Source organism: Clostridium neonatale, from assembly GCF_900465025.1.
Lineage (GTDB): Bacteria > Bacillota > Clostridia > Clostridiales > Clostridiaceae > Clostridium > Clostridium neonatale.
Window position 1 is genome coordinate 214685 of record NZ_UICR01000001.1, and the last position, 17669, is coordinate 232353.

Genomic DNA, 17669 nt, shown 5'->3' on the forward strand with positions numbered 1-17669 from the left:
TAATAAAATAGATAATATATATAGATATTATCTATTTTATACGCTATAATAATTACGAAAGATTTGAAAAATTAATTTCTATCATAAGGGAGGAATTTAACAATGGCAAAGGAAAAGTTCGAGAGAAGTAAGCCACATGTTAACATTGGAACAATCGGTCACGTAGACCACGGTAAGACAACATTAACAGCAGCTATAACAACTGTATTAGCAAACAGAGGATATGCAGAAGCGTTTAACTATGCTGATATAGATAAAGCGCCAGAAGAAAAAGAAAGAGGAATTACAATCAATACAGCTCACGTTGAGTATGAAACAGAAAACAGACACTATGCTCACGTAGACTGTCCAGGACATGCTGACTATGTTAAGAACATGATTACAGGAGCTGCACAAATGGATGGAGCTATCTTAGTTGTATCAGCAGCAGATGGTCCAATGCCACAAACAAGAGAACATATCTTATTAGGATCAAGAGTTGGTATAGAATACATAGTAGTATTCTTAAACAAAGCAGATATGGTAGATGATCCAGAATTATTAGAATTAGTTGAAATGGAAGTAAGAGAATTATTAAGTGAATATGACTTCCCAGGTGATGATATTCCAGTAATAACAGGATCAGCATTAAAAGCATTAGAAAATCCAACAGATGAAGAAGCTATCAAACCAATATTAGATTTAATGGATGCAGTAGATAGTTATATTCCAACACCAGAAAGAGCTACAGATAAACCATTCTTAATGCCAGTTGAAGATGTATTTACAATCACTGGTAGAGGAACAGTTGCAACAGGAAGAGTTGAAGCTGGGGTTCTTCATGTTGGAGATGAAATAGATATCGTTGGATTACAAGAAGAAAAGAAGAAGACAGTAGTAACTGGAATCGAAATGTTCAGAAAGTTATTAGACGAAGCGCAAGCAGGAGATAATATCGGAGCATTATTAAGAGGTATTCAAAGAACTGAAATCGAAAGAGGTCAAGTTTTAGCAAAACCAAACTCAGTACATCCACATACTAAGTTCGTAGGTCAAGTATACGTACTTAAAAAAGAAGAAGGTGGAAGACATACTCCATTCTTCGATGGATATAGACCACAATTCTATTTCAGAACAACTGACGTTACTGGTTCAATCAAATTACCAGATGGAATGGAAATGGTAATGCCAGGAGACCACATTGACATGAATGTTGAATTAATCACTCCAATCGCAATGGATGAAGGATTAAGATTCGCTATCAGAGAAGGTGGAAGAACTGTAGGTTCTGGAGTTGTTACTAGTATAGTTGAATAATATTAAATTGTAATTGAGGTAGGGAATTTATTCCTTACCTCAATTATTTACATAAAATATTAATGGTAGTGTTGTTAAAGCAGTAAAAGATAAAATATGGATATAAAGCCTTAAATAAATATATTGTATTTTTATGAGTAAAAATCTAAAATATATTTGTGTTAAATACTTCAGGATAATTATTTTTATTAAATTTTTTAAAAAATAAAAAAAAACTTGAAAATATTTATTGAGAATAGTATAATAAAGAAGTTGTATAACGACACGGATTCGAGAGGTTGCCGGACTTCCGGGTAATTCTTGATGAGTAAGTTTGAGTCTAGAACTCAACAACAGGGCTTTGTAGCGTCTTTGGTGTATATGAAACACCTGGAACAGTTTACACATAGTCGCTGTTGTGCGTTAGAAGTAAAACGTACATAAAAAAGGAGGGAAATGAAATGTCAAAGCAAAAAATAAGGATAAGATTAAAAGCTTTTGATCATACAATATTAGATCAATCAGCTGAAAAAATTACTGAAACTGCAAAAACAACAGGAGCTAAAGTTGTAGGTCCAGTACCACTACCAACTGAAAAAGATGTTGTTACAATATTAAGAGCAGTGCACAAGTATAAAGATTCAAGAGAACAATTCGAAATCAGAACGCATAAAAGATTAATCGATATAGTTAATCCATCACCAAAAACTGTTGATGCATTAATGAGATTAAATCTTCCAGCTGGTGTAGATATAGAAATTAAACTATAATATAAAATTTAAAGAAAACGGCTAGTTATGATTGTAAAAAGTCCGCTAATTAGTTTGGGAGGTGTAAATACATGAAAAAAGCTATAATTGGTAAAAAAGTTGGAATGACTCAAATTTTTGATGAAAAGGGTAAAGTTATTCCAGTCACTGTAGTAGAAGCTGGCCCATGTGTTGTTGTTCAAAAGAAAACTGTAGAAAAAGATGGTTATGAAGCAATACAAGTTGGTTTTGAAGAAATAAGAGAAAAATTAGCTAACAAGCCAAGAAAAGGTACTTTCGCAAAGGCAGGGGTTAGTGTAAGAAGAACTCTTAAAGAATTTAGATTAGAAGACATAAGTACTTATGAAGTAGGTCAAGAAATAAAAGCTGATGTATTTGAAATTGGAGATAAAGTAGATGTATCAGCAGTTTCAAAAGGTAAGGGATTCCAAGGAGCTATCAAGAGATGGAATCAACAAAGAGGACCTATGACACACGGTTCTAAGTTCCATAGAGCACCAGGTTCAATGGGAGCTTCTTCAGATCCATCAAGAACATTCAAAAATAAGAGAATGCCAGGACATATGGGATCTGTAAATACAACTGTATTAAACTTAGAAGTTGTTAAGGTTATTCCAGAAAAGAACTTAATATTAATTAAGGGTGGAATTCCAGGACCTAACAAAGGTACAGTAGTAATTAAAGATACAGTAAGAGCTTAATTTTTATAGGAAAGGAGGAAATAGAATGCCTACAGTAGGAATATTTAATAAAGAAGGAAAAAAAGTTGATGAAATGCAATTAAATGAAACAGTGTTTGCGACAGAAGTTAATGAATATGCATTACATCAAGTAGTAGTAGCGTTATTAGCTAATAAAAGACAAGGAACTCAATCTGCTAAAACAAGATCTGAAGTTAGAGGGGGAGGAATTAAACCTTGGAGACAAAAAGGTACTGGAAGAGCAAGACAAGGTTCTATCAGAGCACCTCAATGGATTAAAGGTGGTATAGTATTCGCTCCAAAGCCAAGAGATTACAGAATGGCAGTTCCAAAGAGTATGAGAAAGGTTGCTATGAAATCAGCTTTAACTACTAAAGTTCAAAATGAACAAATGATAGTTTTAGATGAATTAAGTTTTGAGGCACCAAAAACAAGAATAGTAGTTGATATGTTAAAAGCTTTAGAAGCTAAAAAAGCATTGATAATTACTGCTGAATCAAATGAAGCTGTATACAAGTCAGCAAGAAATATTGAAGGCGTAAGCGTAATTCCAGCTAACAATATCAATGTATATGATTTATTAAAATATGAAAAATTAATCGTTACAAAAGATGCTGTATCTAAAATTGAGGAGGTGTACGCATAATGAAATTAACTAGTCATGATATAATCAGAAAACCAGTTATAACTGAAAAGAGTATGGCTGATATGGCTGAAAAGAAGTACACTTTTATCGTTCATGTTGATGCAAATAAATCTCAAATAAAGAGAGCTGTAGAAGAGGTATTCAACGTAAAAGTTGAAAGTGTTAATACTATAAATGGTTTGGGAAAAACTAAGAGAATGGGCGTACATGTAGGTAAAAGATCAGACTACAAGAAAGCTGTTGTTACATTAACAGAAGAAAGCAACGGAATTGAATTCTTCGAAGGAATGCAATAATATTAAAGCCATTATTGGTGTAGGAACACCAGAAAAGCTTAAAGAAGGAGGGAATTTTAATGGCAGTTAAAAAATTTAATCCGATTACTCCATCAAGAAGACAAATGACAATGGCAACATTTGAAGAAATTACTTCACAATCACCAGAAAAGTCACTTCTTGTTACTTTAAAAAGTAAAGCGGGTAGAAATGCTCAAGGTAAAATTACTGTTAGACATCGTGGTGGCGGTGCTAAGAGAAAATATAGAATTATAGATTTTAAAAGAAATAAGGATGGAATTCCAGCAAAGGTTGCGACTATAGAATATGATCCAAATAGAACAGCATATATAGCGTTAGTTATATACGCAGACGGTGAAAAAAGATATATTCTTGCACCATCAGCTTTAAAAGTTGGAGACGTTATTGAATCAGGAGTAAATGCTGATATCAAACCAGGTAACGCTTTACCATTAAAGAATATACCAGTAGGTACAGTAATTCATAACGTGGAATTACAAACAGGTAAAGGTGGTCAATTAGTAAGATCGGCTGGTACTTCTGCGCAATTAATGGCTAAAGAAGGAGATTATGCAACTCTTAGATTACCATCAGGTGAAATGAGATATGTAAGAATCGAATGTAGAGCAACAATAGGAAGTCTTTCAAATACTACTAACGATATTGTAAATATCGGTAAAGCAGGTAGAAAGAGACATATGGGATGGAGACCAACAGTAAGAGGTTCTGTTATGAATCCTAACGATCACCCTCATGGTGGTGGTGAAGGTAAATCACCAATCGGTAGACCAAGTCCAGTTACTCCATGGGGTAAACCAGCTCTTGGTTACAAAACTAGAAAAACTAAGAAATATTCAGATAAATTCATCATTAAAGATAGAAGAAAGTAGTTTGAGGAGAATACTTATTTCTCTTCAAGTTGCTTAAACTTGATGATTTTATGAAGGGAGGCATATTAGTGAGTAGATCAACAAAGAAAGCACCTTTTGTTCATGAAGGACTTTTTAATAAGGTAGAAGAAATGAATAAAGCTGGAGAAAAAAAGGTTGTAAAGACTTGGTCAAGAAGTTCAACTATCTATCCAGCTTTCATAGGACACACAATTGCTGTTCATGATGGAAGAAAGCATGTACCTGTTTATATATCAGAAGATATGGTTGGCCATAAGTTAGGTGAATTTGTATTAACTAGAACTTATAAAGGTCACGATGATAAAACATCAAAGAGATAGCCTTGAAAGGAGGATCATAAATGGAAGCTAAAGCTATAGCAAAATATGTTAGAATGTCTCCAACAAAAGTAGGAGTTGTTCTAGATTTAATTAGAGGAAAGCAAGTTAATGAAGCTTTTGCTATATTAGAATATACGCCAAGAGAAGCAGCAGTAGTAATTAAAAAAGTATTAAAATCAGCTGTTGCAAATGCAGAACATAATTTAGAATTAAATGCTGATAACTTATTTGTTTCAGAATGCTTTGTGGGTCAAGGTCCAACATTGAAGAGATTCCAACCACATGCACAAGGTAGAGCATTTAAGATTTTAAAGAAAACAAGCAACATAACACTAGTTGTTAAAGAAAGAGCTTAGTTTAGAAGGAGGGAAAAGCAAGTGGGTCAAAAAGTAAATCCTCACGGCCTTAGAGTAGGTGTCATCAAGGGTTGGGATGCAAAATGGTATGCTAACAAGAAAAATTTTGCAGATAACCTAGTTGAAGATAACAAAATAAGAAAGTTTGTTAAAAAAGAACTTTTCTCAGCGGGTATTTCTAAAGTAGAAATCGAAAGAGCTGCTAAGAGAGTTAAGTTAAATATACACACTGCAAAGCCAGGTGTTATTATTGGAAAAGGTGGAGCAGGAATTGAAGCTTTAAAAGGTAAATTAACTTCATTTATTAAAGATAAAAATGTTTTAATAAACATTGTTGAAGTTAAGAGTGCTGAATGTGATGCTCAATTAATGGCAGAAAACATTGCAGCACAATTAGAAAAGAGAATTTCTTTCAGAAGAGCTATGAAGCAAACAATGCAAAGAGCTATGAAACACGGAATTAAAGGTGTTAAGACTGCATGTTCAGGAAGATTAGGTGGAGCTGAAATCGCAAGAACTGAACAATATCATGAAGGAACAATTCCACTACAAACATTAAGAGCTGATATAAATTATGGATTTGCAGAAGCAGATACAACATATGGAAAAATTGGAGTTAAAGTTTGGGTTTATAATGGAGAGGTTCTTCCAACTAAGAAAGTTGAAAAGGAAGAGGCTAACGCATAAGAAAGGAGGAATAAGTCATGTTAATGCCTAAAAGAGTAAAACATCGTAAGGTACAACGTGGTAGAATGAAAGGTAAAGCTACTAGAGGTAATTTCTTAGCTTATGGAGATTACGGTATACAAGCAACAACTTGTGGATGGATTACTAGTAACCAAATTGAATCTGCCAGAATTGCTATCAATAGATATATTAAAAGAGGAGGAAAACTTTGGATAAAGATTTTCCCAGATAAGCCAGTTACTGAAAAACCAGCAGAAACAAGAATGGGTTCAGGTAAAGGTTCACCAGAATACTGGGTAGCAGTAGTTAAACCAGGTAGAGTTTTATTTGAATTATCAGGAGTAGCAGAAGATACTGCAAGAGAAGCTATGAGACTTGCATCACATAAACTTCCTGTAAAGACAAAGTTTGTTACAAAAAGAGATTTTGAGGAAATGGGTGGTGAAAAATAATGAAGGCTAGAGAATTAAAAGAATTAAGATCAAGCAATCCTCAAGACTTAGCAGTTAAATTAGGAGATCTTAAAGCTGAATTATTCAACTTAAGATTCCAACTAGCTACAGGACAATTAGAAAATCCAATGAGAATAAGAGAAGTTAAAAAATCTATAGCCCAAATAAAAACCATCTTAAGAGAAGAAGAATTAAGAGCATTGGAACAATAAAAGTTGGAAGGAGGTTAAACTCTAATGGAAAGAGGATTAAGAAAGAAAAGAATCGGTAGAGTTGTTTCAGACAAAATGGAAAAAACTATCGTAGTTGCTGTTGAAACTAAGGTTAGACATCCGTTGTATGGAAAAACTGTTAATAGAACAACAAAATTTAAAGTTCATGATGAAAATAATGATGCAAAAATTAATGATAGAGTATTAATAATGGAAACTAGACCTTTATCTAAAGATAAAAGATGGAGACTTGTTGAAATAGTTGAAAAAGCTAAATAGAGGCTTGAAGACTGAAAGGAGGGTAATATAATGATACAACAACAAACCTTATTAAAGGTTGCAGATAATTCAGGTGCAAAAGAAATTATGTGTATCAGAGTTTTAGGCGGATCAAAGAGAAAGTTTGGTAACATCGGTGACGTTATAGTAGCTAGCGTTAAAAGTGCAACACCAGGTGGAGTTGTTAAAAAAGGTGATGTTGTAAAGGCAGTTATAGTTAGATCTGTAAGAGGCGTAAGAAGAGCAGATGGTTCATATATAAAATTCGATGAAAACGCAGCGGTTATAATCAAAGATGACAAACAACCAAGAGGAACTCGTATCTTTGGGCCTGTTGCTAGGGAGCTAAGAGATAAAGAATTCAATAAAATATTATCATTAGCACCAGAAGTTCTATAAAAGGAGGTGTCTAAACATTGAAGGTACATGTAAGAAAGAATGATACAGTTATAGTTATATCTGGTAAAGATAAAGGGAAAACTGGAGAAGTTTTAAAGGTATCTCCAAAGACAGGAAAAGTTCTTGTTCAAGGAGTTAATATAGTAAAGAAACATCAAAAAGCTAATAAAGCTCAAATGGAAAGCGCTATTATTGAAAAAGAAGCTGCTATTAATAGTTCAAAAGTTATGTTATATTGCACTAAGTGTAAAAACGCAACTAGAATCAATAATAAAATATTAGATGACGGCACTAAAGTTAGAGTTTGTAAAAAATGTGGAGAAACATTCTAACATTTTGAAAGGAGGTAAATAAATATGGTAAGACTTCAAGAAAGATACGAAAAAGAAGTAGTTCCAGCTATGATCGAGAAGTTCGGATACAAGAATATTATGGAAGTACCAAAATTAGAAAAAATCGTAATTAACATGGGAGTTGGTGAAGCTAGAGAAAACCAAAAGGTTTTAGAAGCAGCTGTTAATGATCTAACATTAATCTCAGGCCAAAAACCAATATTGACTAGAGCTAAGAAATCAGTAGCTAATTTCAAAATTAGAGAAAATATGCCTTTAGGTTGTAAGGTTACTTTAAGAAAAGCAAAAATGTATGAATTTGCTGATAAATTAGTATCTATTGCTTTACCTAGAGTTAGAGATTTTAGAGGAGTTTCAAGCAAAGCGTTCGATGGTAGAGGAAACTACTCATTAGGAATTAAAGAACAATTAATATTCCCAGAAATAGAATATGATAAAATAGATAAAGTAAGAGGAATGGATATAATCTTCGTAACATCAGCAAATACTGATGAAGAAGCTAGGGAATTATTAAGATTCCTTGGAATGCCATTTGCTCAATAATTAAGGAGGTAACACGATGGCACGTAAGGCTATAATCGAAAAGTGGAGCAAAACTCCTAAATATAAAACTAGAGCTTATACTAGATGTAGAATATGTGGAAGACCACATGCTGTATTAAAGAAATATGGAGTATGCCGTATTTGTTTTAGAGAACTTGCTTATAAGGGCGAAATTCCAGGTTGTAGAAAAGCAAGTTGGTAAGAAGAAACATGTAATGAAAGGAGGCACATTAAATGGTTATGACAGATCCAATAGCAGATTTATTAACTCGTGTGAGAAATGCTAATTCTGTAAGACATGAAGTGGTAGAAGTACCTTCTTCAAAGGTTAAGAAGGAAATTGCAAATATATTATTACAAGAGGGTTATATTAAAGAAATTAATGAATATAACGATGGTGTTGTTCCAATGCTAAGATTATCTCTTAAATATGGAGCTAACAAAGAAAGAGTTATTACTGGAATAAAGAGAATATCTAAGCCAGGATTAAGAGTATACTGTAAGAAAGATGAAGTTCCTAAGGTTCTTAATGGATTAGGTATTGCAGTTGTTTCAACTTCAAAAGGAATAATGGTAGATAGAGAAGCTAGAAAGAACGGTTTAGGTGGAGAAGTAATCTGCTACGTTTGGTAATAGTATAAATTATAGATAATAAGTATAAATTGTTGAATTACGATACAATTTTCAAATAATACAGGAGGTGCACTTATGTCAAGAGTGGGTAGATTACCAATAGCTATTCCTGCTGGCGTAACTGTAACTGTAACACCAGACAACGTTGTTACAGTTAAAGGACCAAAAGGTGAATTAGTTAAAGATATGCACAAAGACATTAACATAGCTATTGAAAATAACGAAGTAGTCGTTACTAGAGATAGTGATGTAAAAGAACACAGAGCTCTTCATGGTTTAACAAGAGCATTAATTAATAACATGGTAATTGGAGTTACTGAAGGTTACCAAAAGACTTTAGATTTAGTTGGTGTTGGTTATAGAGCTCAATTACAAGGAAAGAAGCTTGTAATGAACCTTGGATATTCACATCCAGTTGAAATAGAACCTATTGATGGAATCACATTCGAAACTCCAGCTGCTACTAGAGTTGTTGTTAAAGGTATTGACAAAGAAAAAGTTGGTTTTGCAGCAGCTGATATCAGAAAGTGGAGATTACCAGAACCATATAAGGGTAAAGGTATCAAGTACGAAAATGAAGTGATCAGACGTAAAGAAGGTAAAACTGGTAAAAAATAAGTAGGAAGGAGTGAGTCCATATGTTCAAAAAGGTAGACAAAAAGGCAAGTAGAGAAAAACGTCACCTTAGAGTTCGTAAAAAAGTATTTGGTACAGTTGAAAGACCAAGACTTTCAGTTTTCAAGAGTGAAAAGAATATATATGCACAAGTTATAGATGATATAAACGGCGTTACATTAGTAGCAGCTTCAAGTTTAGATAAGGATTTTTCGGCTAAAGGCGGAAATAAAGAAGGAGCTAAACTTGTAGGTGAAGTAGTTGCTAAAAGAGCTATTGAAAAAGGAATCACTGAAGTGGTATTTGATAGAGGCGGATACATATACCACGGAAGAGTTAAAGAATTAGCAGAAGCAGCAAGAGAAGCAGGATTACAATTCTAATAATAAGGAGGGAAATCAATGAGAATCGATCCTAGTACACTAGACCTTAAAGAAAAGGTTGTTTTCATAAACAGAGTTACTAAGGTTGTTAAGGGTGGTAGAAACTTCAGATTCAGCGCATTAGTTGTTGTTGGTGATGAGAACGGACACGTTGGCGTTGGAATGGGTAAATCTATCGAAATCCCAGAAGCAATAAAAAAAGGAATAGAAGATGCTAAGAAAAACTTAGTAGAAGTTGCAATAGTAGGAAACACAATTCCTCATGAAATACACGGAAAATTTGGAACAGCTGATGTTCTAATTATGCCAGCTAAAGAAGGTACAGGAGTTATCGCTGGGGGTCCAGCAAGAGCTGTATTAGAATTAGCAGGATTAAAAGATGTAAGAGCTAAATCATTGGGTTCAAACAATCCAAATAACATGGTAAATGCTACAATAAACGGATTAGCAAACTTAAGAACAGCTGAAGAAATAGCTAAATTAAGAGGCAAGTCTGTAGAAGAAATATTAGGTTAGGAGGATATTGCAATGGCTAAATTAAGAGTTACATTAGTAAAGAGCCTAATAGGTAGAAAAAAAGACCATATCGCTACTGCAAATGCTCTAGGACTTAGAAAGATAAGAAAAACAGTAGAAGTTGAGGGAACACCTCAAGTACAAGGTATGATTAAGAAAATAGACTACTTACTAAAAGTAGAAGAAGTTTAATATATAGAGGAGGTGCACTGAGTATGAAACTTCACGAATTAAAACCAGCAGCAGGCAGTAAAAAGGCTCCTAAAAGAATTGGTAGAGGTACTGGTTCAGGATTAGGTAGAAATGCTGGTAAAGGTGAAAAAGGCCAAAATGCTAGATCAGGTGGTGGAGTAAGACCTGGATTTGAAGGAGGACAAATGCCTCTATATAGAAGACTTCCTAAGAGAGGCTTCACAAATCCATTTACAAAACAAATTGTTAGCATAAATGTTGATAGATTAAACATCTTTGATAATGGTACAGAAATAACTCCAGAAGTTTTACTTGAAAGAAGAGTTATAAGTAAAGTATTGGATGGAGTTAAGATTCTTGGAAACGGAAATTTAGAAAAGAGCTTAACAGTTAAAGGATGTAAGTTCTCTAAGTCTGCTATAGAAAAGATAGAAGCAGCTGGAGGAAAAGTTGAGGTGATGTAAAATGCTTCAAACCCTACGTAATGCATTTAAGGTACCTGAACTAAGGAAAAAACTCTTATGGACAATATTACTAGTTGCAGTTTTCAGGATGGGAAGTCACATTCCTCTTCCTGGAATTAACTCTGATTATTTAAAGAATATATCTCAATCAGGGAGTTTACTAGGTTTTTATGATTTAATATCTGGAGGGGCTTTTAGTAGAGCAAGTATATTAGCTCTTGGAGTTATGCCATATATTAATTCATCTATCATAATACAATTATTGACTGTAGCTATTCCACAGCTTGAGCAGCTTTCTAAAGAAGGTGATTCAGGGAGAAAGAAGATACAAAATGCAACACGTTATGTAGCATTAGTTATTTCTTTTGTATTAGCCTATGGAATATATGCTACTTTAGCAAATAGTGGAGCAACAGCGGGATTAGAAATAACTCAAAAAATAGTAATAGTATTCACTTTAGTGGTCGGTTCTACATTTTGTATGTGGCTAGGTGATCAGGTAACAGTAAAGGGAATTGGAAATGGAACATCTATACTAATTTTTGTTAATATAATTTCAAGAATTCCAACAATAATTGGATCTATAATTGTTCTTAAGGATGCAGGTAGTGTAAGTATTGTTTCAATTGTATTATTTACAGCATTTATTTTATTACTGTTAGCAGCAGTATTGTTCTTCTCATTATCTGAAAGAAGAATACCAGTACAATATGCAGGTAAGTTTGCTTCAGGAAATAATGCGATGGTTAAATCACAATCAACACATATTCCACTTAGTATAATTGGTTCGGCAGTTTTAGGCATAATTTTCTCTATGTCAGTTATGGAATTTCCAAGAACTATTGCAACATTATTTGGTGGTGATAAAAGTTGGGCACAATGGATTTTAACTAATAACACATGTCCATTTAACTCAAAAAGTTGGAGTTATATAGTGATTTATGCTGTACTTACTATATTTTTTAATTGGTTTTATATGCAGATTACATTTAAACCAGATGAGATGTCAGAAAACTTGCATAAATCAGCTGGCTTTATTCCAGGGATAAGACCAGGTGAAGAGACAACAATTTATTTTGAAAAGATATTAAATAGATTAGCAGTTATCGGAGGAGTATTAGCAGCAATCTTAGCAGTAACTCCAATTTTAATAGAAAATAACACAGCTTTTAAAAATATATCTTTTTCAGGAACATCATTGTTAATTATGATTAACGTTGCTTTAGATTTTACTAGAAAAGTAGAATCACAAATGGTAGTTAGACACTACAAAGGATTTCTTAAATAGATTAAATAAATGGAGATGAAGCCGGTGAAGATAGTATTATTAGGTCCTCCTGGAGCAGGAAAAGGAACACAGGCGAAATCTATTAGTAATAAATATTCAATTCCTCATATTTCTACAGGAGATATATTTAGAAAGAATATTTCAGAAAATACATCTTTGGGGATTGAAGCAAAATCTTATATGGATAAAGGTCAATTGGTGCCAGATGAAGTAACGATAAATATGGTTAAAGATAGACTTAGCCAAGATGATTGCAAAGAAGGATATTTATTAGATGGTTTTCCAAGAACTGTGGCTCAAGCTGAAGCTCTTGATAGTTTTCTTAAAGAAAGAAATGAAGAACTAGATACTGCATTAGCAATAGAGGTACCAAACGAATTCATTTTAGAAAGAATGACTGGAAGAAGAGTATGTCCATCATGTGGAGCAAGTTATCATATAAAATTTAATCCACCAGCTGATAGCAAAAAGTGTGATTTGTGTGGAACTGAAGTAATACAAAGGAAAGATGATACAGAAGAGACTGTAAAAGAAAGACTTGAAGTATATGGAAGAGAAACACAACCATTAATAGATTATTATGCAGATAAAAACAAATTATCTACAGTGGATGGAACAAAGGCAATTATTGAAGTCTTCAGAGGAATATGTGAAATTCTGGAGAATAAGAAGTAATGATTATTATAAAAAATGATAATGAAGTATCCTTAATGAGAAAAGCAGGTAAAATTGTAGGAGAAACATTGCTCTTGCTCGAGAATGAGATAAAACCAGGAATAACAACTGCAGAATTAGATAAAATAGCAGAGGAATTTATAACTAAGCATGGAGCAAAACCTTCATTCAAAGGCTTATATGGTTTTCCTTCTTCACTATGTATTTCAGTAAATGAGCAAGTAATACATGGAATACCAGGGGAATACATGTTAAAAGACGGAGATATAGTAAGTATTGATTGTGGAGCATGTATTGATGGATTTCATGGAGATGCAGCAAGAACTTTTCCAGTAGGAAATATAAGTTCTGATGCACAAAAGCTAATTGATATCACTAAAGAAAGTTTCTTTAAAGGTATAGAATATGCCAAGGTTGGAAATAAATTAGGAGATGTATCACACGAAATACAAAGCTACGTTGAGGCAGCTGGTTTCTCAGTTGTAAGAGATTTTGTAGGACACGGGATTGGAGCTAATGTTCATGAAGATCCTAATGTACCTAATTTTGGAAAGGCTGGTATCGGTCCGGACTTAGTTAAAGGAATGGTTTTAGCTATAGAACCTATGGTTAACATAGGGAATCATAAAGTAAAAACTTTAAGAAATGGATGGACTGTTGTGACAAGAGATTCTTCATTATCAGCACATTATGAAAATACAGTTGCAATATTATCAGACGGACCAGAAATATTAACACTAGTTTAAGTAGAAATTAGAGTGTTGCTTAGTTATAAATTTGCATTATACTAGAAATAGTATCGCTAATTTATACTAAGGTAATCATAGAGGTGAAAAATTTGCAAAACAATGACTTGATTGGAAAAGTAGTACTTTCAAAAGCAGGAAGAGATAAAAATAACTTATACGTTATTGTTAGGCAGATGAATGAAGATTATGTGTTGCTAGCTAATGGAAATACAAAATCAATAAATATGCCTAAAAAGAAAAAGTTAAAACACTTAAGTATTTTAGAAGATACTGATGATGAGATAATTTCATCAATCAAATCATGCGATAAGGGTACTGATTTAAAAATAAAAAGATTCCTAAAGTTAAAAGGCATTGTTAAGGAGGGTTGATTACCTTATGTCAAAAGATGACGTTATAGAAATGCAAGGTACGGTACTAGAATCATTACCAAATGCAATGTTCCAAGTGGAACTTGAAAGTGGGCATAAGATTTTAGCACATATATCAGGTAAATTAAGAATGAACTTCATAAGAATTCTACCTGGAGATAAAGTTACAGTTGAACTTTCTCCTTATGATCTAACAAGAGGTAGAATTACATGGAGAGCTAAATAAAGATATCACAAAAGTAATATGAGGAGGGTTAGCTATGAAAGTAAGACCATCAGTTAAGCCTATTTGTGAAAAGTGCAAAGTTATAAAAAGAAAAGGAAAAGTAATGGTAATCTGTGAAAATCCTAAGCACAAACAAAAACAAGGCTAATAAATTATTAGACAATATTATTTACAATAAATAGATATAATAATATTGACAATTTATTAAAAGTCAAATATGATTATATAGTCGTTTAATTAATCAAAACAATAAATTTCAGGGCGGCTGCAATGAAATTACATTGCCTGAAATTTTATTATAAATAAAAAAATCAACTTTAATACATTTCAATTATCAGGAGGTGTAAATTTTAATGGCAAGAATAGCAGGTATTGATTTACCAAGAGAAAAGAGAGTTGAGATAGGTTTAACTTATATTTATGGAATTGGACTTTCAACTTCACAAAAAATATTAGCTTCAACAGGAGTTAATCCAGATACAAGAGTTAAGGATTTATCAGAAGAAGAAGTTAATGAAATTAGAACTTATATAAATAAGAACTTAATAGTGGAAGGTGACTTAAGAAGAGATGTTGCTTTAAACATTAAGAGATTAGTAGAAATTGGTTCTTATAGAGGAATTAGACATAGAAGAGGTCTTCCAGTTAGAGGACAAAAAACTAAGACTAATGCTAGAACTAGAAAAGGCCCTAAGAAGACAATAGCTAATAAGAAGAAATAGTTAGGAGGGAAGATAATGGCAGCTCAAAAGGTTAAAAAGACTAGAAGAAGAAAAGAAAGAAAAAACATTGAGCATGGTGCTGCACACATTAAGTCAACTTTCAATAACTCAATAGTTACTTTAACAGATGCAGTAGGAAATGCGTTATCATGGTCAAGTGCAGGAGCACTAGGATTTAGAGGATCAAGAAAAAGTACTCCATTTGCAGCTCAAATGGCAGCAGAAACAGCAGCTAAAGCAGCAATGGAACATGGATTAAAGAGTATAGAAGTTTATGTTAAAGGACCGGGTTCAGGTAGAGAAGCAGCAATAAGATCTTTACAAGCAGCTGGACTAGAAGTAACTTTAATTAAAGATGTTACTCCAATCCCACATAATGGTTGTAGACCACCAAAGAGAAGAAGAGTCTAATTATAGATCTATATAGGAGGTGTAGTTTAATGGCAAGATATACTGGTGCTACATGTAGATTATGTAGAAGAGAAGGTATGAAACTTTTCCTTAAAGGTGATAGATGTTTTACTGATAAATGTGCTTTTGTAAGAAGAAGCTATGCTCCAGGACAACATGGTGCAAGTAAGAAAAAAATGTCTAACTATGGAATTCAATTAAGAGAAAAGCAAAAAGCAAGAAGAATTTATGGCGTATTAGAAGGCCAATTTAGAACATATTATGAAAAAGCTGAACACATGAAAGGTATTACAGGTGAAAACTTACTTAAATTACTAGAATTAAGACTTGATAACGTAGTTTATAGATTAGGTTACGGTGCATCAAGAAATGAAGCTAGACAATTAGTAACTCATGGACATTTCTTAGTAAATGGTAAGAAAGTTGATATATGTTCATATAAAGTTTCAGTTAACGATGTAATCACTGTATGTGAAAAGAGCAGAGGAAGCGAAAAGTTCAAAACTTTTGCAGAAAATCCAAAGACTTTACCAAAATGGTTAGAAGCTAATGTTGATAACTATGAAGGAAAAGTAGTTGCAGAGCCATCAAGAGAAGATATTGATGTACCTGTTAACGAAACACTTATTGTTGAGTTATACAGCAAGTAATATATTTATATTTGTTGCAGAAATTTATCAAAATATATGCAAATATAGAATCAGTTGCCCTCATAATAAGGTTGCCATTTATAATAAAAGGAGGGTTTATCAATGTTAGAAATCGAAAAGCCAATAATAGAATGTATAGAAGTTAATGAAGACGGTACTTATGGTAAGTACGTTGTTGAACCACTAGAAAGAGGATATGGTATTACACTAGGAAATGCATTAAGAAGAATTTTATTATCATCACTTCCAGGTGTAGCACCAACTTCTGTTAAAATTGATGGTGTGCTTCATGAGTTTTCTACAGTTCAAGGAGTTAAAGAAGATGTTACAGAATTAATTCTTAATATTAAATCATTAGCTTTAAGAATGAACGGTGAAGGTCCAAAAGTAATTTATATTGATGCCAAAGGACCGGGAGAAGTTACTGGAGCAGATATAAAGACTGATGGAGATGTTGAAGTTGTTAATAAGGATCTACATATAGCAACTTTAGATGCTGACGGAAGACTTTACATGGAATTAACAGTTGATAGAGGAAGAGGATACGTTACTCAAAATAAAAATAAGAGCGAAGACCTTCCAATATCAGCCATAGCAGTTGATTCTATCTATACACCAGTAAAGAGAGTGAATTTTACTGTTGATAACACAAGAGTTGGTCAAATTACTGATTATGATAAATTAACTTTAGAGATTTGGACTGATGGTACTATAAAAATAGATGAAGCTATCAGTTTATCTGCAAAGATACTTATTGAACATTTCAAATTATTCATGTCATTAACAGATAATACAAATGATATTGAAGTAATGGTTGAAAAAGAAGAAGATAAAAAAGAAAAAGTTCTAGAAATGACTGTAGAAGAACTTGATTTATCAGTTAGATCATATAACTGTTTAAAGAGAGCAGGAATCAATACAGTACAAGAACTTGCCGGAAAGTCAATGGAAGATATGATGAAGGTAAGAAATCTAGGAAAGAAATCTTTAGAAGAAGTTGAAAGAAAGCTTAAAGAATTAGGCTTATGCCTAAAGTTAGGTGAGGAGTAAGGAGGTAAATCCATGGCAGGTTATCGTAAATTAGGTCTTCCTACAGACCAAAGAAAAGCTATGCTAAGAAATCTTGTTACTAGTTTATTAAAGCATGGTAAGATCGAAACAACTGAAACTAGAGCTAAAGAAACTAGATCTATAGCTGAAAAAATGATTACTCTTGGAAAAAGAGGGGATCTTCATGCTAGAAGACAAGTGTTAGCTTATGTTCAAGAAGAATTAGTTGTTAAGAATTTATTTGATAATGTAGCTCCAAAGTATGCCGATAGAAACGGTGGATATACTAGAATCATTAAGAAAGGTCCTAGAAGAGGAGATGGAGCAGAAATAGTTATACTTGAATTAGTATAATTATAGTACGGGATTAAGTTTGAACTTAATCCCTTTTTTATAAGAAAATTTATCTAAATAAAGTTAATTAATATTAAATTAATATATTATAGAGATGTTTTAGAGAGAATATATAAAAAAATATATATTTTATTGAATATTTATTAGATTAGTATATAATAAACGTATAG

33 protein-coding genes are annotated in these 17669 nt (G+C 32.8%); all 33 read left to right on the forward strand.

Annotated features, from left to right (window positions below; genetic code table 11):
* Positions 1-102: 102 nt before the first annotated feature.
* The 33 genes from tuf to rplQ all read left to right on the forward strand — a co-directional run bounded on the left by tuf (position 103) and on the right by rplQ (position 17499).
* Positions 103-1296, forward strand: a complete 1194-nt coding sequence (tuf, locus tag CNEONATNEC86_RS01040) for an elongation factor Tu (protein ID WP_058293046.1) — start codon at positions 103-105, stop codon at positions 1294-1296.
* A 440-nt stretch (positions 1297-1736) separates the two neighbouring features.
* On the forward strand, positions 1737-2045 hold the full coding sequence (gene rpsJ, locus CNEONATNEC86_RS01045) for a 30S ribosomal protein S10 (protein WP_058293598.1): 309 nt from the start codon (positions 1737-1739) through the stop codon (positions 2043-2045).
* Between the two features lie 71 nt (positions 2046-2116).
* On the forward strand, positions 2117-2746 hold the full coding sequence (gene rplC, locus CNEONATNEC86_RS01050; RefSeq protein WP_125149600.1) for a 50S ribosomal protein L3: 630 nt from the start codon (positions 2117-2119) through the stop codon (positions 2744-2746).
* Positions 2747-2771: 25 nt separating this feature from the next.
* Positions 2772-3392 (forward strand): 50S ribosomal protein L4, encoded by a 621-nt coding sequence (gene rplD / locus CNEONATNEC86_RS01055; protein ID WP_058293596.1) that lies wholly within the window; start codon positions 2772-2774, stop codon positions 3390-3392.
* Positions 3392-3688, forward strand: coding sequence for a 50S ribosomal protein L23 (gene rplW / locus CNEONATNEC86_RS01060; protein WP_058293595.1), 297 nt, complete (start codon positions 3392-3394; stop codon positions 3686-3688). The genes rplD and rplW overlap by 1 nt, the downstream gene beginning before the upstream one ends.
* 59 nt (positions 3689-3747) lie before the next feature.
* Positions 3748-4578 (forward strand): 50S ribosomal protein L2, encoded by an 831-nt coding sequence (gene rplB, locus CNEONATNEC86_RS01065; protein WP_058293594.1) that lies wholly within the window; start codon positions 3748-3750, stop codon positions 4576-4578.
* Between the two features lie 68 nt (positions 4579-4646).
* Positions 4647-4919: a 30S ribosomal protein S19 gene (gene rpsS, locus CNEONATNEC86_RS01070; protein WP_058293593.1), complete on the forward strand. Its 273-nt coding sequence runs from the start codon at positions 4647-4649 to the stop codon at positions 4917-4919.
* Positions 4920-4939: 20 nt separating this feature from the next.
* Positions 4940-5275, forward strand: a complete 336-nt coding sequence (rplV, locus tag CNEONATNEC86_RS01075; RefSeq protein WP_058293592.1) for a 50S ribosomal protein L22 — start codon at positions 4940-4942, stop codon at positions 5273-5275.
* Positions 5276-5296: 21 nt separating this feature from the next.
* Positions 5297-5962 (forward strand): 30S ribosomal protein S3, encoded by a 666-nt coding sequence (gene rpsC, locus CNEONATNEC86_RS01080; protein WP_058293591.1) that lies wholly within the window; start codon positions 5297-5299, stop codon positions 5960-5962.
* Positions 5963-5979: 17 nt separating this feature from the next.
* Positions 5980-6414 (forward strand): 50S ribosomal protein L16, encoded by a 435-nt coding sequence (rplP, locus tag CNEONATNEC86_RS01085; protein ID WP_058293590.1) that lies wholly within the window; start codon positions 5980-5982, stop codon positions 6412-6414.
* Positions 6414-6626: a 50S ribosomal protein L29 gene (gene rpmC / locus CNEONATNEC86_RS01090; RefSeq protein ID WP_058293589.1), complete on the forward strand. Its 213-nt coding sequence runs from the start codon at positions 6414-6416 to the stop codon at positions 6624-6626. The genes rplP and rpmC overlap by 1 nt, the downstream gene beginning before the upstream one ends.
* A gap of 24 nt (positions 6627-6650) precedes the next feature.
* Entirely contained in the window at positions 6651-6905 is a 255-nt protein-coding gene (gene rpsQ, locus CNEONATNEC86_RS01095) for a 30S ribosomal protein S17 (protein WP_058293588.1), read from the forward strand.
* 30 nt (positions 6906-6935) lie between these two features.
* Positions 6936-7304 carry a 50S ribosomal protein L14 gene (rplN, locus tag CNEONATNEC86_RS01100; RefSeq protein WP_058293587.1) on the forward strand — a complete coding sequence of 123 codons (369 nt, stop codon included), beginning with the start codon at positions 6936-6938 and terminating at the stop codon, positions 7302-7304.
* A 17-nt stretch (positions 7305-7321) separates the two neighbouring features.
* On the forward strand, positions 7322-7636 hold the full coding sequence (gene rplX / locus CNEONATNEC86_RS01105) for a 50S ribosomal protein L24 (RefSeq protein ID WP_058293586.1): 315 nt from the start codon (positions 7322-7324) through the stop codon (positions 7634-7636).
* Positions 7637-7660: 24 nt separating this feature from the next.
* Positions 7661-8200, forward strand: coding sequence for a 50S ribosomal protein L5 (gene rplE / locus CNEONATNEC86_RS01110; RefSeq protein ID WP_058293585.1), 540 nt, complete (start codon positions 7661-7663; stop codon positions 8198-8200).
* Positions 8201-8216: 16 nt separating this feature from the next.
* Entirely contained in the window at positions 8217-8402 is a 186-nt protein-coding gene (locus tag CNEONATNEC86_RS01115) for a type Z 30S ribosomal protein S14 (RefSeq protein WP_009167825.1), read from the forward strand.
* A 32-nt stretch (positions 8403-8434) separates the two neighbouring features.
* Positions 8435-8833, forward strand: a complete 399-nt coding sequence (rpsH, locus tag CNEONATNEC86_RS01120) for a 30S ribosomal protein S8 (RefSeq protein ID WP_058293584.1) — start codon at positions 8435-8437, stop codon at positions 8831-8833.
* 75 nt (positions 8834-8908) lie between these two features.
* Entirely contained in the window at positions 8909-9451 is a 543-nt protein-coding gene (gene rplF, locus CNEONATNEC86_RS01125) for a 50S ribosomal protein L6 (protein WP_058293583.1), read from the forward strand.
* A gap of 20 nt (positions 9452-9471) precedes the next feature.
* Positions 9472-9831: a 50S ribosomal protein L18 gene (gene rplR / locus CNEONATNEC86_RS01130; protein WP_058293582.1), complete on the forward strand. Its 360-nt coding sequence runs from the start codon at positions 9472-9474 to the stop codon at positions 9829-9831.
* A gap of 18 nt (positions 9832-9849) precedes the next feature.
* Positions 9850-10347: a 30S ribosomal protein S5 gene (rpsE, locus tag CNEONATNEC86_RS01135; RefSeq protein WP_058293581.1), complete on the forward strand. Its 498-nt coding sequence runs from the start codon at positions 9850-9852 to the stop codon at positions 10345-10347.
* Positions 10348-10359: 12 nt separating this feature from the next.
* A complete protein-coding gene (gene rpmD / locus CNEONATNEC86_RS01140; RefSeq protein ID WP_058293580.1) occupies positions 10360-10539 on the forward strand; it encodes a 50S ribosomal protein L30 in 180 nt (59 codons plus the stop codon).
* A gap of 23 nt (positions 10540-10562) precedes the next feature.
* Entirely contained in the window at positions 10563-11003 is a 441-nt protein-coding gene (gene rplO / locus CNEONATNEC86_RS01145) for a 50S ribosomal protein L15 (protein WP_058293579.1), read from the forward strand.
* A 1-nt stretch (position 11004) separates the two neighbouring features.
* The gene (gene secY / locus CNEONATNEC86_RS01150) at positions 11005-12291 is read left to right on the forward strand and encodes a preprotein translocase subunit SecY (protein ID WP_058293578.1); all 1287 of its coding nucleotides are present in this window, start codon (positions 11005-11007) and stop codon (positions 12289-12291) included.
* Positions 12292-12315: 24 nt separating this feature from the next.
* Positions 12316-12966, forward strand: a complete 651-nt coding sequence (locus tag CNEONATNEC86_RS01155; protein WP_058293577.1) for an adenylate kinase — start codon at positions 12316-12318, stop codon at positions 12964-12966.
* Entirely contained in the window at positions 12966-13712 is a 747-nt protein-coding gene (map, locus tag CNEONATNEC86_RS01160) for a type I methionyl aminopeptidase (protein WP_058293576.1), read from the forward strand. The genes CNEONATNEC86_RS01155 and map overlap by 1 nt, the downstream gene beginning before the upstream one ends.
* A gap of 92 nt (positions 13713-13804) precedes the next feature.
* Positions 13805-14086, forward strand: coding sequence for a KOW domain-containing RNA-binding protein (locus CNEONATNEC86_RS01165; protein ID WP_058293575.1), 282 nt, complete (start codon positions 13805-13807; stop codon positions 14084-14086).
* Positions 14087-14093: 7 nt separating this feature from the next.
* Positions 14094-14312: a translation initiation factor IF-1 gene (infA, locus tag CNEONATNEC86_RS01170; protein WP_002582630.1), complete on the forward strand. Its 219-nt coding sequence runs from the start codon at positions 14094-14096 to the stop codon at positions 14310-14312.
* A 34-nt stretch (positions 14313-14346) separates the two neighbouring features.
* Entirely contained in the window at positions 14347-14460 is a 114-nt protein-coding gene (gene rpmJ, locus CNEONATNEC86_RS01175; protein ID WP_002509257.1) for a 50S ribosomal protein L36, read from the forward strand.
* A gap of 205 nt (positions 14461-14665) precedes the next feature.
* Positions 14666-15034 (forward strand): 30S ribosomal protein S13, encoded by a 369-nt coding sequence (gene rpsM / locus CNEONATNEC86_RS01180; RefSeq protein WP_058293574.1) that lies wholly within the window; start codon positions 14666-14668, stop codon positions 15032-15034.
* A 15-nt stretch (positions 15035-15049) separates the two neighbouring features.
* Positions 15050-15445 (forward strand): 30S ribosomal protein S11, encoded by a 396-nt coding sequence (gene rpsK, locus CNEONATNEC86_RS01185; protein WP_058293573.1) that lies wholly within the window; start codon positions 15050-15052, stop codon positions 15443-15445.
* A 29-nt stretch (positions 15446-15474) separates the two neighbouring features.
* A complete protein-coding gene (gene rpsD, locus CNEONATNEC86_RS01190) occupies positions 15475-16095 on the forward strand; it encodes a 30S ribosomal protein S4 (protein ID WP_058293572.1) in 621 nt (206 codons plus the stop codon).
* Between the two features lie 102 nt (positions 16096-16197).
* On the forward strand, positions 16198-17145 hold the full coding sequence (locus CNEONATNEC86_RS01195; protein WP_058293571.1) for a DNA-directed RNA polymerase subunit alpha: 948 nt from the start codon (positions 16198-16200) through the stop codon (positions 17143-17145).
* 12 nt (positions 17146-17157) lie between these two features.
* Positions 17158-17499 (forward strand): 50S ribosomal protein L17, encoded by a 342-nt coding sequence (rplQ, locus tag CNEONATNEC86_RS01200; RefSeq protein ID WP_058293570.1) that lies wholly within the window; start codon positions 17158-17160, stop codon positions 17497-17499.
* Positions 17500-17669 lie beyond the last annotated feature (170 nt).

What these genes read in the sequence shown, in the direction of transcription:
- tuf (WP_058293046.1), top strand. Translation starts at nt 103, where the DNA reads ATGGCAAAGGAAAAGTTCGAGAGAAGTAAGCCACATGTTAACATTGGA.
- rpsJ (WP_058293598.1), top strand. Translation starts at nt 1,737, where the DNA reads ATGTCAAAGCAAAAAATAAGGATAAGATTAAAAGCTTTTGATCATACA.
- rplC (WP_125149600.1), top strand. Translation starts at nt 2,117, where the DNA reads ATGAAAAAAGCTATAATTGGTAAAAAAGTTGGAATGACTCAAATTTTT.
- rplD (WP_058293596.1), top strand. Translation starts at nt 2,772, where the DNA reads ATGCCTACAGTAGGAATATTTAATAAAGAAGGAAAAAAAGTTGATGAA.
- rplW (WP_058293595.1), top strand. Translation starts at nt 3,392, where the DNA reads ATGAAATTAACTAGTCATGATATAATCAGAAAACCAGTTATAACTGAA.
- rplB (WP_058293594.1), top strand. Translation starts at nt 3,748, where the DNA reads ATGGCAGTTAAAAAATTTAATCCGATTACTCCATCAAGAAGACAAATG.
- rplV (WP_058293592.1), top strand. Translation starts at nt 4,940, where the DNA reads ATGGAAGCTAAAGCTATAGCAAAATATGTTAGAATGTCTCCAACAAAA.
- rplP (WP_058293590.1), top strand. Translation starts at nt 5,980, where the DNA reads ATGTTAATGCCTAAAAGAGTAAAACATCGTAAGGTACAACGTGGTAGA.
- rpmC (WP_058293589.1), top strand. Translation starts at nt 6,414, where the DNA reads ATGAAGGCTAGAGAATTAAAAGAATTAAGATCAAGCAATCCTCAAGAC.
- rpsQ (WP_058293588.1), top strand. Translation starts at nt 6,651, where the DNA reads ATGGAAAGAGGATTAAGAAAGAAAAGAATCGGTAGAGTTGTTTCAGAC.
- rplN (WP_058293587.1), top strand. Translation starts at nt 6,936, where the DNA reads ATGATACAACAACAAACCTTATTAAAGGTTGCAGATAATTCAGGTGCA.
- rplE (WP_058293585.1), top strand. Translation starts at nt 7,661, where the DNA reads ATGGTAAGACTTCAAGAAAGATACGAAAAAGAAGTAGTTCCAGCTATG.
- CNEONATNEC86_RS01115 (WP_009167825.1), top strand. Translation starts at nt 8,217, where the DNA reads ATGGCACGTAAGGCTATAATCGAAAAGTGGAGCAAAACTCCTAAATAT.
- rpsH (WP_058293584.1), top strand. Translation starts at nt 8,435, where the DNA reads ATGGTTATGACAGATCCAATAGCAGATTTATTAACTCGTGTGAGAAAT.
- rplF (WP_058293583.1), top strand. Translation starts at nt 8,909, where the DNA reads ATGTCAAGAGTGGGTAGATTACCAATAGCTATTCCTGCTGGCGTAACT.
- rplR (WP_058293582.1), top strand. Translation starts at nt 9,472, where the DNA reads ATGTTCAAAAAGGTAGACAAAAAGGCAAGTAGAGAAAAACGTCACCTT.
- rpsE (WP_058293581.1), top strand. Translation starts at nt 9,850, where the DNA reads ATGAGAATCGATCCTAGTACACTAGACCTTAAAGAAAAGGTTGTTTTC.
- rpmD (WP_058293580.1), top strand. Translation starts at nt 10,360, where the DNA reads ATGGCTAAATTAAGAGTTACATTAGTAAAGAGCCTAATAGGTAGAAAA.
- rplO (WP_058293579.1), top strand. Translation starts at nt 10,563, where the DNA reads ATGAAACTTCACGAATTAAAACCAGCAGCAGGCAGTAAAAAGGCTCCT.
- secY (WP_058293578.1), top strand. Translation starts at nt 11,005, where the DNA reads ATGCTTCAAACCCTACGTAATGCATTTAAGGTACCTGAACTAAGGAAA.
- map (WP_058293576.1), top strand. Translation starts at nt 12,966, where the DNA reads ATGATTATTATAAAAAATGATAATGAAGTATCCTTAATGAGAAAAGCA.
- infA (WP_002582630.1), top strand. Translation starts at nt 14,094, where the DNA reads ATGTCAAAAGATGACGTTATAGAAATGCAAGGTACGGTACTAGAATCA.
- rpmJ (WP_002509257.1), top strand. Translation starts at nt 14,347, where the DNA reads ATGAAAGTAAGACCATCAGTTAAGCCTATTTGTGAAAAGTGCAAAGTT.
- rpsM (WP_058293574.1), top strand. Translation starts at nt 14,666, where the DNA reads ATGGCAAGAATAGCAGGTATTGATTTACCAAGAGAAAAGAGAGTTGAG.
- rpsK (WP_058293573.1), top strand. Translation starts at nt 15,050, where the DNA reads ATGGCAGCTCAAAAGGTTAAAAAGACTAGAAGAAGAAAAGAAAGAAAA.
- rpsD (WP_058293572.1), top strand. Translation starts at nt 15,475, where the DNA reads ATGGCAAGATATACTGGTGCTACATGTAGATTATGTAGAAGAGAAGGT.
- CNEONATNEC86_RS01195 (WP_058293571.1), top strand. Translation starts at nt 16,198, where the DNA reads ATGTTAGAAATCGAAAAGCCAATAATAGAATGTATAGAAGTTAATGAA.
- rplQ (WP_058293570.1), top strand. Translation starts at nt 17,158, where the DNA reads ATGGCAGGTTATCGTAAATTAGGTCTTCCTACAGACCAAAGAAAAGCT.